Raw genomic sequence first — 20,163 nt, 5'->3', positions numbered from 1 at the left:
GTGTCAATCGAAGGCAACCAAATCGTAATCATCCATTACCAAACCGTAATCTACCACCCGAACGGCGGTAACACGCTTGTCTTATCTTTCGGCCAACGAACTAACGTGAATTCCGCACCACTTACCGGAGGACAACCATGCGAAGAACGATATCGATCTTGGGACTGTTGATCGGAATTGCTATTTTCGTCGCAGCCTGTGCCGAAAGCATAACGGACACACCACCACCTGACGTCACCAGGATAAAAGGGACCGCGACGCAGACGCCGGTAAAAATAGAAAGCCCCACTCCCACCCCGGAAGGCTGGGTCGTAGAAGTGGGGACAATCAACACCGTTAATAGCTACGTGCCGCCTGCTGGTCCACTCGTGCTTCTATTTAACCAATCCATGCAGGTGGACAAATCCGATGATGTGCTGCAATTGTCTCCGTATGTAGAAGGCAAAGCGGAATGGAACCCTGCCCGCGACACACTGGTATTCACGCCGGAGACGGGTTTCAAGCCCGGTGTTACCTACACGGTGTACTTCGAACCCGAATTTGCCAGCGTGACCGGCGATCACGCCTACGAATACGGACGTCTCACTTTCGAGGTGTTACCCGCACCGAGCGTGATCCGCCATGATCCGGGTTCGTCGCAGCTATCGATAGACACACGAACGATCGAAATCGAATTCGACCGCGACATGGACAAGGAAAGCGTCTCCAGTGCCTTCGATGTTCAGCCTGAAGCGCAGTATGACCTGACCTGGTCGACCGGCAGCAAACTCAAAATCGAGCTGACCGAACCGCTTTCCCCCGGACAGCGATATCAATTCACGATCGCGGATTCGGCGGCTGATTCTCGTGGACTGACACTCGAAAGTCCGTACCGCTGGTCCTACTGGTTGGACGAATTCAAAGTCGATCTCGGCAAACAGCCGGAATACGGCGACAGACAGATACGGATCACGTTTAACTACGACACCGATCCTGAGAGCGTCGAATCTGCATTGGAAACGAATCCCCCGCTCGAATATACGATCAATTGGCTAAACAATCGCACCGCCAGACTGCTGCTCGATTCTCCACCAGCGCCCAGCAAGGAATACACGTTCAGTTTCAACCACTCGATTTCCAATTCCAGCGGATACGAACTCGGCGTCCCGGAAGATCTTGTTTATTCTGCTGCTCCGCCAATAGTCAAGGTTTTCCCCAACGAAAAGCTTTCATTGAATTTGGAGGACGACATCCAAGTGGTGTTCGATCGAGCGATGGATCACGAAAGCGTCGAAAACGCCTTTGAAATCACGCCCCACGAGCCGGGGTATTTCACCTGGGAAGACAACACGCTCAATTTTCATTTCACGAGCAACATGAATCGCGCTTCCATTTACTCCGTCACGTTCCAACCGCCGATGCGTGATGCGCAGGGAGAAAATGTCCTCTCCCGGCCTTACACATGGTCGTTTTCAGCCGAGCATTACTATCATTACGCCAATTTTGCGTGGGTCGGATCGAAAGTACAGCTTGTCGACGCGGATGGCCTGCGTGCCGTTCAATTTTCGCTGATGCCCACCGAGCCGACTCGAGTGTTTTTCGAACTGAACGAACTCAGCATCCGCCAATTCGTCGAACTGTGCGGCGATGATCCCAATTTCACCCAACCCTCGCTGGACAAGATCAGCGGCGAAACCGAAATGATAAAGCGCTGGGAGATCACCTCCAATCTGGAGGGCGAACATTGGAACATCAAGCAAGTGTATTTACCCGAAGATGTACGGCCTGGTTTGTACATGCTGAGCATGGAGATCGATGGCGTGCTTCAGGATCAGATGCTCGTACTGCTCTCGCAAAACACACTCGTGGCGAAGTACTCCGGCACGGAACTCCTCGTCTGGTTGACGGACATTCACGGCGATGTCGTTCCGGATGCCGAAATCCGCGTTTACACGTCGGAGGGATCGAAAATTCGAGAATCCCACACGGACAACCACGGGCTGTACCAAACGACGATCCCCGAGAATTATGAGCCGCTGATCGTCGTTGCCCGTCAAGGCGAACAGGACACGACCGCGGTTGGCCTTTCATCGACCTGGTCCTCCACCTGGTCGTATTGGAATTATTCGGGGACACCGTCGCAATACGCTTCTACGCACTTCGCCTACATCTATACCGAGCGTCCGATATATCGTCCCGGACAAACCGTAAATTACAAGGCGATCCTTCGCCTCGACGACGATGTAGATTACAGCTTGCTTCCGGAAAACACGGCGGTCGAAGTACGTATCCGAGATGCTCGCAGCAACCTGATCGAGACTCAAGAACTCAAGACCAACTTCTTCGGGACGATTCACGGATCTTTTTTGCTCGCCGAAGGTGCAGCGCTGGGGGATTACAAGCTCGAAATCAATCTCGAGGGAGAGGTCTTCGAAGGACGGTTCAAAGTCCAGGACTATCGCAAACCCGATTATCAAGTCGTACTCTCCAGTGACGCAGCCACATACGTTCAGGGTGATGAGTTCACCGTAAACGTGAGCGCGGAATACCTGTTCGGGGAACCTGTGGGTGATGCGGAAGTCACCATACGGGAATACGAATTGGGTGAGTTTTATGGGTATTGGTGGGAGGAAGATACGGGGGATCAGGATGTGGAGTACGTCTGGTTTGAAAGTCCGAGAAACGCGGCAAAAGGCAAGACGAATGCTGATGGGGAATACACCTACCACAGTAATGCCATCCTCGGACAGGAGGGTTATCGAACAACGTTCTGGGGATCGAGCCAAATGTATTCCACCTGGGGAATCGAAGTAACCGTCGACGACGGCAGTCATCAGACGGTGAGCAACTTCATCGTTTTGAAAGTCTACGATGCGGCGGAAAAAATATCTCTCTCGACTTCCGGTTATATACATACTCCAGGTTCTGAATTCACCATGGAAGCCCGAGTCGATTCGATCGAAGATCAGCCCGTTTCCAACCGCTCACTGAGTCTGGAAATCATGAAATGGGACAACCGTTACTACGATTACGAAACGGTCCTCGAAACGCTGACGGCCACGACGGACGAGAACGGCGTGGCACACCTTCCGTTGACGTTGAATGAGAACGGCCATTACAAATTGACACTCAGCGCCCAGGACGCGCGCGGCATCGACATATCGACTACACGCTGGATCGGCATCTATGATTTCGACTATCCCTGGATGAATTTCAACGCCTCGGATGAGTTGACGTTATGGGCCGAACAAGACAGCTATTCTCCTTACCAAACCGCCAATCTCTTTATCCAATCCTCGTTCGACGGACCTGCGATTTTGACCATCGAGCGAGGAAAGGTTCATCGGGCGCAGGAAGTCGAACTGACATCTCCGATCACGCAAGTTCAGGTTCCCATTCTCGCCAGCGACGCGCCCAACGTCTTCGTAACCATCAACGCCTGGCAGCCTGAATCCACGGCTCTGAGCGAGTACGAGTTCTCCAACAAACCGGAAAGCCGCCTGCATTTCGATACGATCGAACTGCATATCGACTCGACGGACGGTTATCTGGACCTCGAAATCGAAACGGATCGGGAGGCGTACCAGCCAGGAGAGGACGCCAATATAACGATACGCGTCACAGACAGCCAGGGAAAGCCGGTCCGTGCAGAGGTTTCACTTGCACTCGTGGACGAAGGAATTTACGCACTCAGTGAGGTCCTCGTCGATCCGATCACGGAAGCATTTTACGGGCCTCGAGAACTCGATGTGCATACGTTCGATTCGATGTCCCCCTGGCGCGAGATCTACTCGCCCGGCCGCGGCGGCGGTGGTGGTGACGGCGGTGTCTCCCCCGGCAGCCCACGCTCGGCATTCAAGGACACGGCGGCCTGGTTCCCCACCCTGACGACCGACAGCCAGGGCGAACTGACGCTGACGGTGCCTCTGCCGGACAACCTCACGACCTGGCGTCTGACTGCACGCGCCGTGACCACCAACTCACTCGTCGGCGAAACGACTGCAAGCATCATCACGCATCGAGCGGTCGTGGTGCGGCCCATCCTTCCCGGCAGCTTAACGAGTGGAGATCAATTTACACTGACTGCTCTCGTTCATAACTACAGCGAATCCCAGCAGTCCATGGCCATCAAAATCAGCAGCGACCTTCTCGAAATCACGGATCCCGCATTGGTAACTCGCATGGTCCCGGCCGGCGAGTCCGTCACCATCGGCTGGGCAGCGACTGCCGCCGAAGCCGGCGATGCGCAGGTCACCATCAGCGCCGAAGGGGACGGCGTCGCCGATTTCGTCCAGCAAACATTGACGATCCAACCGTTGGCCGTTCCGGAAGTGACCACGCAGGTTGGGAGCATCGAGGACGAATACGATACCGTCATTTTCCTGCCGCCGGATGCGCTCGATCAAAGCAGCGTACACATCGAACTAAGCAGATCGATAGATGGAAACGTACTATCCGGGCTCGAGTATCTGACCGGCTATCCGTACGGCTGTGTGGAACAGATCATGAGCAAGGCGCTTCCCAACGCGGTCGTCGGTAGAGCCCTCTTTCAACTGGGCAGCACAGATCAAGCCAGTCTCCTCAATCTCGAGCCCAAAATTACGGCCGGCCTCCAAATGCTGTATGCGATGCAGCATCAGGACGGTGGATGGGGCTGGTGGTACGACGACCAGACTCACGATTACCAGACAGCATGGGTCGTGTTCGGATTGGCAACAACCGCCGAGGCCGGTTATGCAGTCGATAAAGCCGCCATCCTTCGAGGCGTGGACTGGCTGCAGGAAAACCTGGCAACCATGGACCCGAGGACGAAAGCCTTCGCGCTCTTCAGCATGGCAACCGCAGGCCACGGCGATCGCGACGCCACGCTCACCCTGTACGAATACTGGATCAAGCTGGACACTTTCAGTCAGGCCGCCCTGGCTATTGCGTTGGACGAACTCGATGCTTCCGAGGCCGCCGGCGAAATCCTGGGTTTCCTGGAAGATTCCGCCCTGCTTGGCGTTTCGGGCGCCTACTGGCCGTCTCCGCAGCTCGACGGTCATTACTACAAGAAAACGATGTCCTCCACGACACGTTCAACGGCGTTGGCACTATCCGCTTTCACCCGGCTCGATCCGGACAATGAATTGATCCCCGAAATCGTACGCTGGCTCATGTCGCAACGGAAGACCCAGGGCTGGGGCACGACCAACGAGACGTCCTTTACGCTCTTGGCGCTCAGTGATTATCTGCTTGCGACTCAGAAAGCTGAAGGAGAGACTTATTATCAAGTCGAACTCGATGGTGAAACCATCCAGGAAGGGACGCTGACGGCAGACCATCCCATGCAGTCTATCGATGTCAGGAGGAGTCAATTGAAATCCGGGATCAACCGACTCAAAATCTACAATGCCGACGCAGATCGTTTGTATTTCGTCGTCTCCACACAGTTGTATCTATCCACGACCCATGTCGAAGCGGCCGGCAGCATCGAAATAACACGGGACTATCGCATCTTCGGCTCCAGCAAACCCATAGAAGCTGCGGCGGTGGGAGATGTGGTGCAGGTGATACTCAACGTCGACGTCCCGGAAGCCAGCTCCTACGTCATCATCGAAGACAAATTACCCGGCGGATTGGAAGCGTTGAACGAAGGCTTGAATACAACCAGCCACGTCGTCGATTACTACGGAAACGCCCAATACTCATGGAAAAACCTCGGCTACAACTACAAGGAAATCCACAAGGACCGGGTCAGTTTCTTCGTCACCGAGTTGAAACAAGGGCGGCACCAATTCAGCTACTACAGCCGCGTCATGCAGGAAGGAACGTTCCTCGCCTTGCCAGCCGAAGCCTACGAAATGTACAACCTTGCCAACTGGGGACGTTCCGCGAGCGACACGCTGCAATTCCTTTCGGTGAAGGAGAGCGCGCACGTCGAACTGACGCCTGTCGACAATCGAGTGGAGGTGGCGACGAGAAGAAACAACGTCAGATACGTCCAACCGCCGACGATCTTCGGGCAAAAATGGACGCCGGGCTTTCATGTTGAAAGGGAAAGAAGGTTGCTCAAGAACGCAGTTTGTTGACAAGCGCGTTTCTAAACTCTATAATTTTGCAAACGAATCAAGTAAAGGCTGTGAAGAGGACAAGTACACGCCGGCGCGACGATACAGAGAGCGGGAAGCGTTGAGAAACCGCACGTTGGCCGGCATGGAATGGACCTCGGAGCTGCAGGGTGAAAGGAATTCCAAGTAACCCGCGCCGGCGCTGCCACCGTTATCTGGGCAAAGGATATCGATTGAGATGTCCGAAATGAGTGAGGCTGGCTCACAAAAACCGTCGCACCACCGGCGGTTTTTTTGTCCCTGATGCCAGCCTAAGCGGGGTGGTACCGCGGGCAAGCTTACGCTCGTCCCCATCGGGGATGAGCGTTTTTTAGTTGATCGATGTCCCAGGGGAGATCAAACCCGGAGGAGAACTATCGCGCACAAACCGGTTCCTGACGATCTTTTCGAATGCTAATCAACTACGAGGAGAAAACGAGATGAGTGAGTCTACGAAATTTGTACTTACGGACAACGATATCCCCAAGGAATGGTACAACATCAACCCGGACATGCCGCTGTCGCCAGGCCCGGTGCTTCACCCCGTGACCAAAGAACCCGTCACGCCTGAATTTCTGTCGGTGCTGTTCCCCATGCGCTTCATCGGTGAGGCGGTGAGTATGGAGCGCTACATCGAGATTCCGGAGCCCGTGCGTGAAATCTATAAACTCTGGCGGCCGACGCCGCTCATCCGCGCCCGGCGGTTGGAGAAGGTGCTGGATACGCCGGCGCACATTTACTATAAATATGAAGGGGTTTGCCCGGTCGGATCACACAAGCTCAATACCGCCATAGCACAGGCCTTTTATGCCAAAGAGGAAGGTGTGAAAGGGTTTACTACTGAAACGGGCGCCGGACAATGGGGAACCGCCCTCTCGTTGGCCTGCAATATGTTCGACCTGGACTGTGAAGTATACATGGTTCGAGTCTCTTACGATCAAAAACCCTATCGCCGCATCATCATGGAGACCTACGGCGCCAACGTAACACCCAGTCCGTCGGAAAAGACGAAGTTCGGCAAATCGATTCTGGCGGAAGATCCCGAAAGCAGGGGCTCGTTGGGAATCGCCATATCGGAGGCGGTCGAAGCGGCCGTCGCTTCGGAAGGCAAATACAAATACTCCCTGGGCTCGGTTCTCGGCCCCGTGCTCATGCACCAATCGGTGATCGGATTGGAGGCCTTGAAGCAGTTCGAAATGGCGGGCGAATATCCGGACGTGGTGATCGGCTGCGTTGGCGGCGGTAGCAACTATGCAGGATTCGCATTCCCCTTCCTGCACGAAAAATTCGAGAACGGCAAGGATACACGCTTCATCGCCGTCGAGCCAAAAGCCTGTCCCACACTCACCAAGGGACTCTATACCTTCGACTACGGCGATTCGGCCAAAATGGCCCCCATCGTCAAAATGCACACCCTCGGCCATTCCTTCGTGCCGCCGGGTATCCATGCCGGTGGGCTGCGCTATCATGGAATGGCGCCCCACATCTGTGCACTGCACGCCCATGGTGACATCGACGCCGTCGCCATCGATCAGATTTGCACATTCGAAACCGGTGTGCAGTTTGCCCGGGCGGAAGGTATCGTTCCCGCTCCCGAGTCGGCGCACGCCGTACGCGTGGCCGTCGAGGAAGCGTTACGCTGCAAGGAAGAGGGCACCGAGCGCGTGATCGCTTTCAACCTCTCCGGCCATGGACTTCTGGATCTTGCTGCAAACGACGCCTATCTTCACAATCAACTCCAAGACTACGATTATCCCATGGAGAAGATCGAAGAAGCGATGAAAGATCTTCCCCAGGTCGAATTCGAAGAATAACCGCAAATACAACCGATACACCCCGCGCAGGAGCATCAAGCGCGGGGTGCATCGGCCGATTTCCGCTTTGCTGCACTCGTACCAGCCAGAGCGTCTTTCCAACATCAAGAAAATGATATAGCATTGGCATTGAACCTCAACTGCTCGATGTATCGATTCAGGAATTGAACGGGAGGAAAGTCAATATGAACGATGCAGCGGCTCATGAATATTGGAAAAACCCGCGTACCATTCTGCTCTTCCTGATACTGCCCTTGCTCGTTGGAAGCGCATTTTCGTTCGTCGTTCCCCGTCCCCAGATCGGAATAATCCGCTTGAACGACGCCATCTACTTCGAAAGCGCGGACGCACTGATCCAGCAAATCGAACATGCCCGGGAGGATGCGCAAATTCGCGCCGTCCTTCTGGTACTCAACACACCGGGCGGCACGGTCGTCGATACGGAAGCGGTCTACCTGGAACTGATCCGTTTGCAGGCGCGAAAACCCGTTGTCGTTTACGTCCAGGGCATGGCCGCAAGCGGCGGCTATTACCTTTCCACCGCAGCGAACGAGATCTACTCCGGACCGTCCTCCGTTATCGGCAACGTGGGCGTCATCGTGACGCTTCCGGAAGATCCGTTCATCATCGAAGACATCGTTACCACCGGACCCTATAAAATGACCGGTACCGGGCGCGATACAACGCTGCGTGAAATCGACGTCATCAAGCAGGGTTTTTTCCAGGCCGTGGTTTTAGGCCGCGGCGAACGCTTGAAACTCGACATCGAAGGTTTGCTCAGCGGACGGACCTGGATGGCGAGCGAAGCACTGCAGTATGGGCTGATCGACGGCCTGAGTTCTTTCAGTGAAGCCCTCGATCGCACCGCCCGCCTGGCCAAAATCTGGCATTACGAAGCCGTCGAACTGCTGGACAGAATCGATTATCCTGTTTCGTACGACTTCGGTTTTTTCTCAGAGACTGAGGAAGGCGTTACCACGCCTTTACCCAAAAAAGCGGGGATCTACCTACTCTACGTTCCACCCTCCGCAAGGAGGCTGCCATGAAACGCTACCGCATCTATGTCGCTGTCGGAATTTTCCTCCTGCCGATTTTGGCCAGGGGATTGTGGTTCTATCGAGGCTGGTATCGCTCCCCGTCGATGCTGGATACACCCGACTACACCTCATTTACCATGCCGATTCCGCCAACGAATTCCGAGCAATCACCCGAGGAGGAGATCGAACCCGCCCAACGTGTCGTTCTACTCGATTGTAATCACAACAACCAATTCGACTTCGCTGAACTCGACGCGTTTCTCGAAGAACTTACCCTCCGTGGAGCCAGTATTGAATTCGTTCGAGATACGTACGAACCCGGGGAGCTGCCGCTGGCAGAACGTTTGAAATACGCCAGCGCATACGTCGTGCTGGCGCCACAAGCCAGTTTTTCACCAACCACGGTGCAGCTCGTCGAGCGATTCGTCGCACGCGGCGGCCGCCTCCTGGTGATCAGCGATCCGACCCGGAATCTCTACGATTATTACTACGAGTATTTCTCAGAAAGCTACCTGTCGGAAGCCCTCATCGCGGACAGCCTTCTCGCACCGTTCGACATCTCTTATGCAAACGACTTCCTTTACAATCTGGTTGAAAATGAAGGCAACTTCCGGCACGTCTTCTTCCGTCAATTCGCCGAAGATGCGCTTACAGAAGATCTTTCTGAGTTGGTTTTTTACGGCGCGCGTTCCATTCACACCGACAGCGGCCTGAATTTGATCACGGGTGACGAGCAAACTCGCTCGTCGCAGGCGGACGCTGACACGGAGTTGACCGTCGCAGTACGCAGTCTGGACGGCGGCGTCGTCGCCATCGGTGACCTTTCATTCCTTACTCCGCCCTACGATCAAGTTGCGGACAACCCGATCTTCATCGATCGTCTGATCGATTTCCTGCTCGGCGGAGAAAGAAGCTCCGATCTGACAGATTATCCGTTTATCTTCCAGAAATCCATTTCACTCTTGAGAAGCGACGACTTCGATCTCACTGCCGATAATCTGGAAAGCATCACCGCCATGCAGGACTCGTTCCATGCACGCGGCCAGGATCTCGTCTTCACGGATGACCCCGACAAGGATTCGGATTTGATCGTGCTGGCGCCGTATGATTCGCAATCCAAGTACCTCGAGCCGCTCGATTCCATTGACGATCTGGAACTGCCGGTCGACAGCTTCGCCACCCTGACCGTTCCGCACTTCGGGGAAATCGATCCCGGTGGAATCGGCCTCGTGCTTCTCGTTCATGACGATGAACATACGAATCTCTTCCTGCTTGCAGCAAGCATGGACGATGTCCTCGAAATTGCGACTGTGCTTGAAACCGGCGAGCTCGACGGCTGTATGGTGTGGGAGAATGTCGGCCTGTGCAAGGCTGGAGAGGCCACGGGGTATGATTTCGGGTTCGACGAATACGATTTCGATTTCGACTTCGATGAGCCACTACCTGAGGACCTCTTTCCCGAAGATGATCTGCTCGAGCCGATGCCAACACCCGGAGGTTAGGAACGTTTCCACCCTGTTCAATTTAAGCTGGACTGCGGCACGTATCAATTGCAGCGGCAGGTTCCTTTCCATGCTTTCTCAGTCTATCCCACAAGCATCATCGTTTGCGGTATGCTTTGCTTTATGAAACGATCCGCAACCTTCATCCTGGCTGCAATAATCTTTCTCGTGCCATCCTGCGGCACAGCTCCTTGGGACAGCCTGACGGCCTCTCCGACTGAAACGACATCCACACACAGCGATGCGGATACCACGTCTTCCGCATCACAAACCCCCGAGCCGCAAATTCTGATCGATACGCCGCAGATCCTAAAAGACCGGGAATCGGGAACCGTCGTCGTGGGCAGCGTTCGCAACGATTCGGATCAGGACTTCGGCGAAATCTCGCTGGAGGTTTCACTTCTGGATATCAACGGGGATATGCTCGGCAGCCAACACGTCTCTCCCCTGCTCAGACACCTCGCTCCCGGCGAAGATTCACCTTATGCTGCTCGTTTTGAAGCTGCCGATGGAATCGCTTCGGCAGAGGTCGAGCTCCTCCATTTCACGACTGCTTCCTTCGACCGCGCCTCCGTTGCGTTCCAGGAAACCAAAGCCTTCACGACGCAAGACGGAGAGTATGCGGTCTTGGGAACGGTCAGCAATCCTTCCGACGAGCCACTGACTCTGCACGACTTCGGAATATTGTTGGAAGACGACTCCGGCGCGATCATCGACCTCTCCAGGTGGGCCGCTGGACCTGCGAACCTGATGCCCGAGGAAGCCTCACCCGTATTGCTTCTGTTTGATACGCCACCAGGCGCCGGCGAACGTGAAATCTACGCGGATGCGACGGTCACTCGTTCTATCGCACCGGTTGAGTTGACTTTCACGCGTGAGCCCTCCCTCGAATTTACCGACCAGGGTCTTCCTTTCGTGCTCGGTGAAATCCACAACGACGCCGGCTACTTTCGCTGGGTGAGGCTGCTGATCGCCGCATATCACGCGGGCGAACTTCTTTCCTGCACGGTCACAAGCTTTCCCGTTCCGATTCAACCCGATGAAAATCGAGCCTTCCTGGAAAGTCGCCTTCCGGGTCTCGTCGCAAACGCGGAAAGCCAGGGAATTCCGCTGGAAGACGTCGAGATCCAGGTCCGCATCGAACTCGATTTATCCCGCAGCTTCGATGAAACGCCCGTTCCGCTTGCGATCGAAATCGATCGTTATCAATCCGTCGGAAGTTCACTCCTGCTGCACGGTACGATCATCAACACCGCAGAAAGCATCATCAAGCAGCCGACCGTAATTGGGACCTTGCGAACGACCACAGGCGAACTGGTGAGCGCCGGATGGTCAATCGCCGCCGACACGCTGGCACCCGCTGAAACGCTGGACTTCGTCCTGCCGCTGACCCTGCCGCAGAACACGGACATCGTGATGAGTGAATTCGATCTCCAGGCCGTTGGCTTCTACCCGTAGTCAAGTGCCATGCATTGCTCAGCCGCTGTTGCACGACATGCAAAAATTAGACCACCTTGGTATAATTTTATTTGCCCCGGCGTTCCGGGGCACTTTTATAGTTTCGTTATCAGCATACCGGCGGCCTTGTAGTATCATAGAACGAACAGAGGAGATTCTTTGGCCCGCGCATCCCGGAGTAATCATGGATAAAAAAGAACATCTGCAGCTCTACCACGAGATGGTCACGGTGCGTCGTCTCGAAGAGAAAGCCGCTGAACTTTACCAGCAGGGAAAGATCGGTGGATTCTTGCATCTCTACATCGGGGAGGAAGCCGTTGGATGCGGCGTTGTTTCCGTCCGAAAACCGCAGGACCGTGTCATCACGGCGTACCGGGATCATGGGATTGCCATCGCCTGCGGAATGGAAGCGAAAACCGTGATGGCCGAACTGCTCGGTAAAGTCACGGGCTGCTCGAAGGGTAAAGGCGGATCGATGCATCTCGCCGACGTCGACTTGAACTTCTGGGGCGGTCACGCCATAGTCGGCGCGCATCTTCCCTTGGCAGCCGGCATGGCGCTGGCAGACAAACACCGCGGTTCGGACGCAGTCACGATTTGTTTTTTCGGAGACGGCGCCACGAACATCGGGTATTTCCACGAAGCGTTGAATCTCTCCAAAGTATGGCAGCTGCCGGTGCTGTGGGTTTGTGAAAACAACCAATACGGCATGGGCACGGCCGTCGATCGAGCCTCGGCGGTCAGCGAAATCCGCCAGAAAGCAGAAGGCTACAACATGCCCAACGCTCGCGCGGACGGCATGGACATCATCGAAGTGCGCCGGGCCGCGCAGGACGCGTTGGAGCAGGTTCGCCAGAACGGACCTTTTCTTCTGGAGGTCGTCACCTACCGTTTCCGAGGTCACTCCATGGGGGACCCCGAGCGCTACCGCGAGAGCGAAGAGGTTCAGAAATGGACGGAGGACGACCCTATCGGCGTCTATCGACGCTATCTGATCAAGAAGAAGATCGCCACGGACAAGGCGCTCGACGCCGAAGAGGATAAAGTGAACGAGGAAATACAGAAAGCCGTGCAATTTGCAGAATCGAGCGCAGATCCTGGACCGGAAGCGCTGTTCGAAAACGTTTACGTGGAAGAGGTGTGAAGCATGGCCGAAATGACGATGCGTGAAGCCATATCACAGGCGCTCTGGGAAGAAATGGAACGCGACGAGAACGTATTCATCATGGGTGAGGAAGTGGGTGTATGGGGGGGCACGTACGCCGTGACGCGCGGTTTTTACGATCATTTTGGTGCCGAACGCGTGCGGGACACCCCCATCGCCGAAGGAGTCATCATCGGCGCCGCGAACGGCGCCGCGATGGCCGGATTACGTCCGGTCGCCGAGCTGATGACGATCAACTTCGCATTTCTCGCCATGGATCAGATCGTAAACCAGGCCGCCAAGCTGCACAGCATGTTCGGCGGGCAGCTCACCGTCCCGATCGTGATCCGCACCGTCAGCGGCGGCGGACGCCAGCTTGGTGCAACCCACAGCCAGACCCCGGATGTCGTCTTCGCGCATTTCCCCGGCCTGAAGGTCGTCGCTCCGGGAATGCCGCGGGATGCAAAGGGACTGTTGAAATCCGCTATCCGCAGCGACGATCCGGTTATGTTCATCGAGCACGCAACACTCTACCAGATGCGCGGCGAGGTGCCCGAGGAAGAATATCTCGAACCCATCGGAGTCTCGAAAGTCCAGCGCGAAGGCGACGCCGTCACGCTGGTGGCGTACTCCAAGGGTTTGCAATTATCATTGCAAGCTGCAGAAGAACTCGCAAAGGACAATGTAGAGGTGGAAGTCGTCGATTTGCGCTCGCTGCGACCTCTCGATATGGGACCGGCGGTCGAGTCGTTCAAACGGACCAACCGCTGCGTGATTGTGGAGGAGGGGTGGAAATCATTCGGCGTCGGCGCCGAAGTGGCCGCGCGGCTCTACGACGAAGCCTTCGATTACGCCGATGCACCGATCAAGCGCATCGCGCAAAAAGAAGTGCCCTTGCCCTACAACCGCGAATTGGAACAGATGGCCCTGCCTCAGGTGGTTGACATCGTGGACGCTGTGAAAGAGGTGTTGTGATGGCTGAAGTCGTAAACATGCCCAAGCTTGGTTTCGATATGGCGGAAGGCGTCCTGGTACGCTGGGTCGTTGGAGAAGGCGAAACGATCGAAAAAGGACAGGTAATCGCCGAGATCGAAACCGACAAGGCGACCGTCGAAGTTGAATCGATGGCGAGCGGCGTGATCCTCAAGCAGCTCGTCAGCGAGGGAACCTCCACTCCCGTGGGCAAACCGATCGCCATCGTCGGGAAAGCCGGCGAAGATATCGATGCGCTCGTCGAAGCGCCGGAGCAGAAATCCGCCGAGCAGCCCGAAACCGAGCATAAGGTTAAAGAGCCCGAAGCGGTGCAACGCGCAGCGGAAACCGGCGGGAATGGGCATCTTCCTGACGGCGTGCGCGCTTCACCCGTCGCCCGCCGCATGGCCGCGGATTACGGCATCGACATCGCAAACCTTTCCGGCTCCGGCCCGAGGGGCCGGATCGTCAAGCAGGACATCGAGGAGGCGATCGCTTCATCGGGCCGTCCTTCGACGAGACCCTTGCCGGCCGCGGGAGAAACCGTACGTATTCCACTGAGCAAATTACGCGCCACCATCGGGCGCCGCATGGTCGCTGCCAAACAAGAGCTTCCACATTTCTATCTCACCATCGACATCGACACGGCGCCGCTGATGACCATGCGGTCCGAGATGAACGAGATTCTACCGGAGGAGGACAAGCTTTCGGTGAACGACTTCATCGTGAAAGCTGCGGCGCTTGCGCTGCGGGAATTTCCCAACCTCAACGCCTCCCTGGATAAAGGCGAAATCGTGCGGCACGGAGAGATCAACATCGGTGTAGCCGTCGCCGTCGAAGACGGTCTGCTGACTGCAGTAGTCAACAACGCAGATGCGAAGTCGATCCCCTCGATATCCGGCGAGGTCCGCACGATGGTTGCCAGGATACGCGAGGGGAAAGTACGCCCGCAGGACATCGAAGGCTCGACATTCACCGTCTCCAACCTGGGCATGTTCGGCATCGACCGCTTCGTCGCCATCATCAACCCGCCGGAAGCCGCCATTCTCGCCGTGGGCAGCGTGCGGGAAACGCCCGTCGTGGAGGACGGAAACATCGTTCCCGGATCGCGCCTGCAGTGTACGCTTTCGGCGGATCACCGCATCACGGACGGCGCCGAAGCCGCTCGTTGGATGCAGATTTTTCGAAAGTACATGGAGCAGCCCCTGCGGCTGCTGCCCATCGAGTAATTCCTGCGTTCATAGGAACATAGGAATATAGATTCAGAAAACCCAGACCGGCAACGAAGTCACCGATACACTTTTCGGTGTATCCGATAAATGTCATCGACTTCGTTTGGCATGGGAGCAAGAACCAATATACAATCCGATAACCGTTCAAACAGGAAATGGCCATGGCAGCTCGTATCCTGGTCGTCGATGACGATCCAGACACGTTGAAGCTCGTCGAACTGACGTTGAAGACGGCAGGTCACCACGTTGAATTGGCCTCCGATGGCGACGCAGGTTATGATCTCATCCGCAAAGGTTCATTCGACCTGATCTTGTTGGACGTGATGATGCCCGACGTCTCCGGTTTCGACGTTATGCAGCGCCTCAACAATGATTCCAAACCCTATCCCCCGGTCGTGATCTTCACTGCACGTAACCGCCCGGAGGATCAGGAGACTGGTTTCCGCCTCGGTGCTCGCAACTACATCATCAAGCCCGTCACCCGGGGTCAACTGCTGGATATCATCCAGGACATCATCAAGCCGGAAGTGTGATCGCATGCATGCCGCCGAGACCAATCTCGCCTTCGTCCGGATCATGCTCGGAGAATTCGAAGCGTACCTGCTCTCGGACGAATTGTATTGGCCAGTTGATTCTTCCTCTCTAAGACTCCCTTACCCCCCACGACTCACGCCGGGACGATTGGCCCTCACGCTCGATGAACTCGAGGTCCAAAGCGAAGACATGACACCCGCCCAACAAGCCGAATCCCGCAAGCTGAACCTTCAGGCAGAAAGCATCTTTCAAAAATGGTCGGCGGCCCTGGGGCGTAAAGCCGCACGCGAAATGCACAGCCGCCTCAATTTATGGAAAGCTTACGTCCACGACCTGGTTGAACACGCAGATCGTGCAGATAACTACACCCATGAGGTTCAACAGCGCGTCATCTTCGAACGAATCACGGGATGGGCCGAGTCTGAGCCCGAAGCCGAACAAAGCATAGAGGCCGTTCGCCCGGTCGATGCCGCACTGCGTTCCATTTTCAAAGTGGGGGAATTCATCTGGGATGCGCGTTTGCGCTCCTGCTACCCGCAAGAACAGTATTGGTTTCTATACGGCGTGCCCGTGCTGAACGACGGGGTGTGAAATTGCTGCCGCCGATTGCGGCCATCAACATTCAGGGCGGCCGGGTGATTTATCACATCCCTGGCCGCCCTGGATCATTGCGGTTCTCAATGCTGTCGATCAAAATTGGATTTATTTTGCGTAATCGACGGCACGCGTCTCCCGAATCACGGTAACCTTGATTTGACCGGGGTACTGCATCCCCTCCTCGATCTTTTTCGCCACAGATCGGGCGAGCCGCGTCGCTTCGAGATCGTCGATATCCTCGGGGATCACGATCACGCGGATCTCGCGTCCTGCTTGCAGCGCGTAGCTCTGCTCGACGCCTTCGAAGGAACTGGCCACTTCCTCCAGTGCTCGAATGCGTTTGATGTACTGCTCCAGGCTTTCCCGGCGTGCACCGGGCCTTGCGCCGCTGATGGCATCCGCCGATTCGACGATCACGGCCTCGACCGAATCCTGTTCGATCTCGTGGTGATGGGAAGCGATGATGTTGACGACCTGTTCGGGCACGTTATGCCGGCGGCAAAATTCTGCGCCGAGCGCGGCGTGGGTGCCTTCCACTTCGTGATCCATCGATTTACCCAGATCGTGAAGCAAACCGCCGGCTTTTGCGATGTCGACGTTGGCGCCGAGTTCTGCGGCGATGATTCCGGCCAGTTGTGCGGTCTCGACGGCGTGCGCCAGTTGGTTCTGTCCGTACGAGGTGCGGAATTTCAAGCGCCCCAACTTCTTGATCACTTCCGGATGCAGACCGGGCACGCCGGCATCGAAACTCGCTTCTTCACCGGCTTCGACGATGGCTCGATCCACTTCTTCGCGAACCTGGCTGACGACTTTCTCGATGTGCGCGGGATGGATGCGCCCATCGAGCACCAATTTTTCCATCGCGCGCCGGGCGACTTCCCGGCGAACCGAGTCGAAACACGAAATCGTGACGGCCTCGGGTGTGTCGTCCACGACGACATCCACGCCGGCCGCTTGTTCAAATGCACGAATATTGCGCCCATTGCGCCCGATGATCCGACCCTTCATATCGTCCGAAGGCAAGGGCACCACAGAGACCGTGATTTCCGCCACGTGGTCGGAAGCAACACGTTGGATGGCGTCGGCGATCAGTTCCCGTGCGCGGCGATCCCCTTCGACCTGCGCTTCTTCCTCGATCTGGCGAATGATGCGTACCATATCGATGCGCGCCTCCCGCTCCACTTCCTCCAGGAGTTGAGCTTTGGCTTCATCCTGGGTCATCTGGGACACGCGCTCCAGTTCTGCGAGGGTTTCGGCGTATTTCTTTTCAAGTTCATTGGCACGGCGGTCGATCGAACTCTGGCGTTTGTTCAGCACCTGTTCTCGCTTGTCGATTTGTTCGAAGCGGCGATCGAGGCTTGCGCGCCGTCGGGTGAGACGCGTTTCCTCCTTCGATAACTCGGAGCGCCGTTGTTTCGCCTCTTCTTCGGCTGCGTTGCGGATTTCCAGGGCCAGATCTTTCGCGGCCAGCTCGATATCCTTCGCATCACCGCGCGCATTTTCCAGTATGCGCTGCGCTTCCGCCTGACGACCTCTTACGTTCCTTTCCAACTGCATGTGGCGCAAGATGTATCCTACGAGTACGCCCGCCGCCAACGCGACGACGACTCCAATTACCCACGTTGTATCCACTTTGTTTCCTCACTTTCGGGTCCATTTTCGGCTGTCTCACGCCAAATTCGTGCGACAACCGGGGAGACGATTGAATGTCCAAAACCGCGCCGAAGCAGGTATCGACTGAGACGTTTCCGAAACGTCTCCCGGTCCATGGATCGATAGCGGCGAGCGCCTTTGCGTGCTGCCGCAACCGCCGCTCGTTCCTCGTCGAAATCCGCCAGATGTTGTTCGATGATCTCGTTCGAAACACCCTTCCGGCGCAGTTCCGTGCGAAGCGCCAGCGCACTTCGCGGACGAAAAACCTGGCGGTTCTCGATCCAAGCTTCGACGAAAGCATGGTCATCAATCAAACCACGATCTTTCAGCCTTTGCACGACTGCGTCCTGCACGTCTTGGGGAATCTCGTCTCTTTCGAAACGCTGGCGCAGCTCACGCTCTGCGCGCGGCCTGCGACCGATCAAACGTTGTGCGCGGCGGAACAGTCGTTCTTCAACGTCCTCTTTCTTTATCGCCTCGATCTCGTCGTGCGATAACGCATTCCCGACCGCCAGATTGTTTGCCAACACCTTGTCGATGGCGAAACTGTAGCTGCCATCGATATAGACGTTGACCCGCTGGCGATTCTTGGTCTGATCTTTCAAGGCGGTAATTACACCCACTAAGATTCACTCCACATAGACAACACAAACCGTGATCCATGGACCCGGATCACGGCCAATGACAAATCATAGCGATCTCAAGATGTAGATTCGACGCCGCCTAAAGAAAAGGTTCAAAAACCTTAAGCAACAGCGAACGTTAAAGGATCAAATCCCCACGAAATTTGGCTAATCCCTTTCGCCTCATAACAAGCGAACTTAAAAACATCCCTGCGGTGTCAAGTCTCATATTTGAGATCATTATCATTGTCAATGCCGCGCGCACATCCAGGTCGTGCAGTTTGGCGCAGCCTCATTATAAATGATCACGCGCACAGTTCGTCTTATTCCCGGTCAAAATCTGCGCCGGTGGAATCCAGGCCCGCATCCGTGCGGATCTTGGATTCAAGCTCCTGTGCCAATTCAGCATTCTCCTTGATAAACAGCTTTGCGTTCTCTCTTCCCTGTCCCAAACGCTGATCGCCATACGAGTAGTACGATCCGCGTTTTTCGATGATTTCCATCTCCGCTGCCAGGTCCAAAATTCCCCCGGCTTTCGAGATGCCTTCATCATACATAATATCAAATTCCGCCACCTTGAAGGGCGGTGCGACCTTGTTTTTCACGACCCGGGCGCGAACCCGATTGCCCACGATATCCTGGCCTTGTTTGATGCTTTCTGCGCGCCGGATATCGATCCTCACCGAAGCGTAAAACTTCAGCGCCCTGCCGCCCGTCGTGGTCTCGGGGTTGCCGAAATAGACACCGATTTTCTGCCGCAACTGATTGGTGAAGATCACCACGGTGTTCGTCTGTTTGATCGCTCCGCTGAGTTTGCGCAGCGCCTGGCTCATCAACCGCGCCTGCATTCCCATGTGTGGATCCCCCATGTCGCCTTCGATTTCCGCTTGCGGGACGAGTGCGGCCACGCTGTCCACCACGATGACATCGACTGCGCCGCTGCGCACCAGCCGCTCCGTGATCTCCAACGCCTGCTCGCCCATATCCGGTTGGGATATGTACAGATTGTCCACATCGACGCCACAGCGTGCGGCATACGCCGGGTCGAGCGCATGTTCCATGTCCACGAAGGCACAAACACCCCCGCGGTGCTGCGCTTCGGCTACGATGTGTTGACAAAGGGTGGTCTTTCCGGAGGATTCGGGGCCGAAGATTTCGGTCACGCGGCCGCGCGGCACGCCACCAACACCAAGCGCTAAATCCAGAGCCAAAGACCCTGTCGGAATACTTTCGACCGTCATATGTGCGGCTTCACCCAAGCGCATAACCGCCCCGTCACCAAAGCGCTTGGTTATGTCCGATACGGCCGCTTCCAGCGCATCTTCCCGCTCACCGGCCATGGTTACCTGAACCTCATTTCAAAAAATATAGTGAGAGTCTACCTGAGATCAGAACATCGTGCAAGGAAGCGCCTTCTAGAAAGAGACCATTGTGTTCGGACAAGATTCAGCGCCGCGGCTTGTTAGCAGCTCGCTGCCTCTCGCGTTAATTGCGGCAAGCATACTTGAAGTCTTTAGCCATCATAAAAC

The 20,163-nt window shown here is 55.8% G+C and carries 13 protein-coding genes and 1 other annotated feature; of the genes, 10 read left to right on the top strand and 3 right to left on the bottom strand.

From position 1 onward, the window contains the following. The first annotated feature begins 137 nt into the window (after window positions 1–137). From P8Z34_03335 to P8Z34_03290, 10 genes are all read left to right on the top strand, one after another. On the top strand, window positions 138–6,050 hold the full coding sequence (locus P8Z34_03335; protein ID MEJ2549699.1) for an Ig-like domain-containing protein: 5,913 nt from the start codon (window positions 138–140) through the stop codon (window positions 6,048–6,050). 41 nt (window positions 6,051–6,091) lie between these two features. Then, window positions 6,092–6,384: a binding site (T-box leader), on the top strand. Window positions 6,385–6,508: 124 nt separating this feature from the next. Continuing rightward, window positions 6,509–7,882 carry a TrpB-like pyridoxal phosphate-dependent enzyme gene (locus P8Z34_03330; GenBank protein MEJ2549698.1) on the top strand — a complete coding sequence of 458 codons (1,374 nt, stop codon included), beginning with the start codon at window positions 6,509–6,511 and terminating at the stop codon, window positions 7,880–7,882. A gap of 185 nt (window positions 7,883–8,067) precedes the next feature. After that, window positions 8,068–8,928, top strand: coding sequence for a S49 family peptidase (locus tag P8Z34_03325; GenBank protein ID MEJ2549697.1), 861 nt, complete (start codon window positions 8,068–8,070; stop codon window positions 8,926–8,928). After that, the gene (locus P8Z34_03320; protein ID MEJ2549696.1) at window positions 8,925–10,421 is read left to right on the top strand and encodes a hypothetical protein; all 1,497 of its coding nucleotides are present in this window, start codon (window positions 8,925–8,927) and stop codon (window positions 10,419–10,421) included. Before P8Z34_03325 ends, P8Z34_03320 begins: the two co-directional genes overlap by 4 nt. 123 nt (window positions 10,422–10,544) lie before the next feature. Then, on the top strand, window positions 10,545–11,879 hold the full coding sequence (locus P8Z34_03315) for an FxLYD domain-containing protein (GenBank protein ID MEJ2549695.1): 1,335 nt from the start codon (window positions 10,545–10,547) through the stop codon (window positions 11,877–11,879). A gap of 184 nt (window positions 11,880–12,063) precedes the next feature. After that, window positions 12,064–13,023: a pyruvate dehydrogenase (acetyl-transferring) E1 component subunit alpha gene (gene pdhA, locus P8Z34_03310; GenBank protein ID MEJ2549694.1), complete on the top strand. Its 960-nt coding sequence runs from the start codon at window positions 12,064–12,066 to the stop codon at window positions 13,021–13,023. A 3-nt stretch (window positions 13,024–13,026) separates the two neighbouring features. Next, window positions 13,027–13,998 carry an alpha-ketoacid dehydrogenase subunit beta gene (locus tag P8Z34_03305; protein ID MEJ2549693.1) on the top strand — a complete coding sequence of 324 codons (972 nt, stop codon included), beginning with the start codon at window positions 13,027–13,029 and terminating at the stop codon, window positions 13,996–13,998. Further along, window positions 13,998–15,224, top strand: a complete 1,227-nt coding sequence (locus P8Z34_03300; protein MEJ2549692.1) for a dihydrolipoamide acetyltransferase family protein — start codon at window positions 13,998–14,000, stop codon at window positions 15,222–15,224. The genes P8Z34_03305 and P8Z34_03300 overlap by 1 nt, the downstream gene beginning before the upstream one ends. 164 nt (window positions 15,225–15,388) lie before the next feature. Beyond that, window positions 15,389–15,760 (top strand): response regulator, encoded by a 372-nt coding sequence (locus P8Z34_03295; GenBank protein ID MEJ2549691.1) that lies wholly within the window; start codon window positions 15,389–15,391, stop codon window positions 15,758–15,760. A 4-nt stretch (window positions 15,761–15,764) separates the two neighbouring features. Further along, window positions 15,765–16,352: a hypothetical protein gene (locus tag P8Z34_03290; protein ID MEJ2549690.1), complete on the top strand. Its 588-nt coding sequence runs from the start codon at window positions 15,765–15,767 to the stop codon at window positions 16,350–16,352. Window positions 16,353–16,463: 111 nt separating this feature from the next. Here the strand turns inward: P8Z34_03290 and rny are convergent, their stop codons facing one another. The 3 genes from rny to recA form a co-directional block, all read right to left on the bottom strand. Further along, on the bottom strand, window positions 16,464–17,990 hold the full coding sequence (rny, locus tag P8Z34_03285) for a ribonuclease Y (GenBank protein MEJ2549689.1): 1,527 nt from the start codon (window positions 17,988–17,990) through the stop codon (window positions 16,464–16,466). Then, window positions 17,972–18,634 carry a RecX family transcriptional regulator gene (locus P8Z34_03280; protein ID MEJ2549688.1) on the bottom strand — a complete coding sequence of 221 codons (663 nt, stop codon included), beginning with the start codon at window positions 18,632–18,634 and terminating at the stop codon, window positions 17,972–17,974. Before P8Z34_03280 ends, rny begins: the two co-directional genes overlap by 19 nt. A gap of 323 nt (window positions 18,635–18,957) precedes the next feature. Then, window positions 18,958–19,974: a recombinase RecA gene (gene recA / locus P8Z34_03275; GenBank protein ID MEJ2549687.1), complete on the bottom strand. Its 1,017-nt coding sequence runs from the start codon at window positions 19,972–19,974 to the stop codon at window positions 18,958–18,960. Window positions 19,975–20,163 lie beyond the last annotated feature (189 nt).

This window comes from Anaerolineales bacterium (assembly GCA_037382465.1).
In the GTDB taxonomy this organism is placed as follows: domain Bacteria; phylum Chloroflexota; class Anaerolineae; order Anaerolineales; family E44-bin32; genus WVZH01.
Note: the sequence above shows the minus strand (reverse complement) of the source record. Positions and strands in the feature narration are given on the sequence as shown.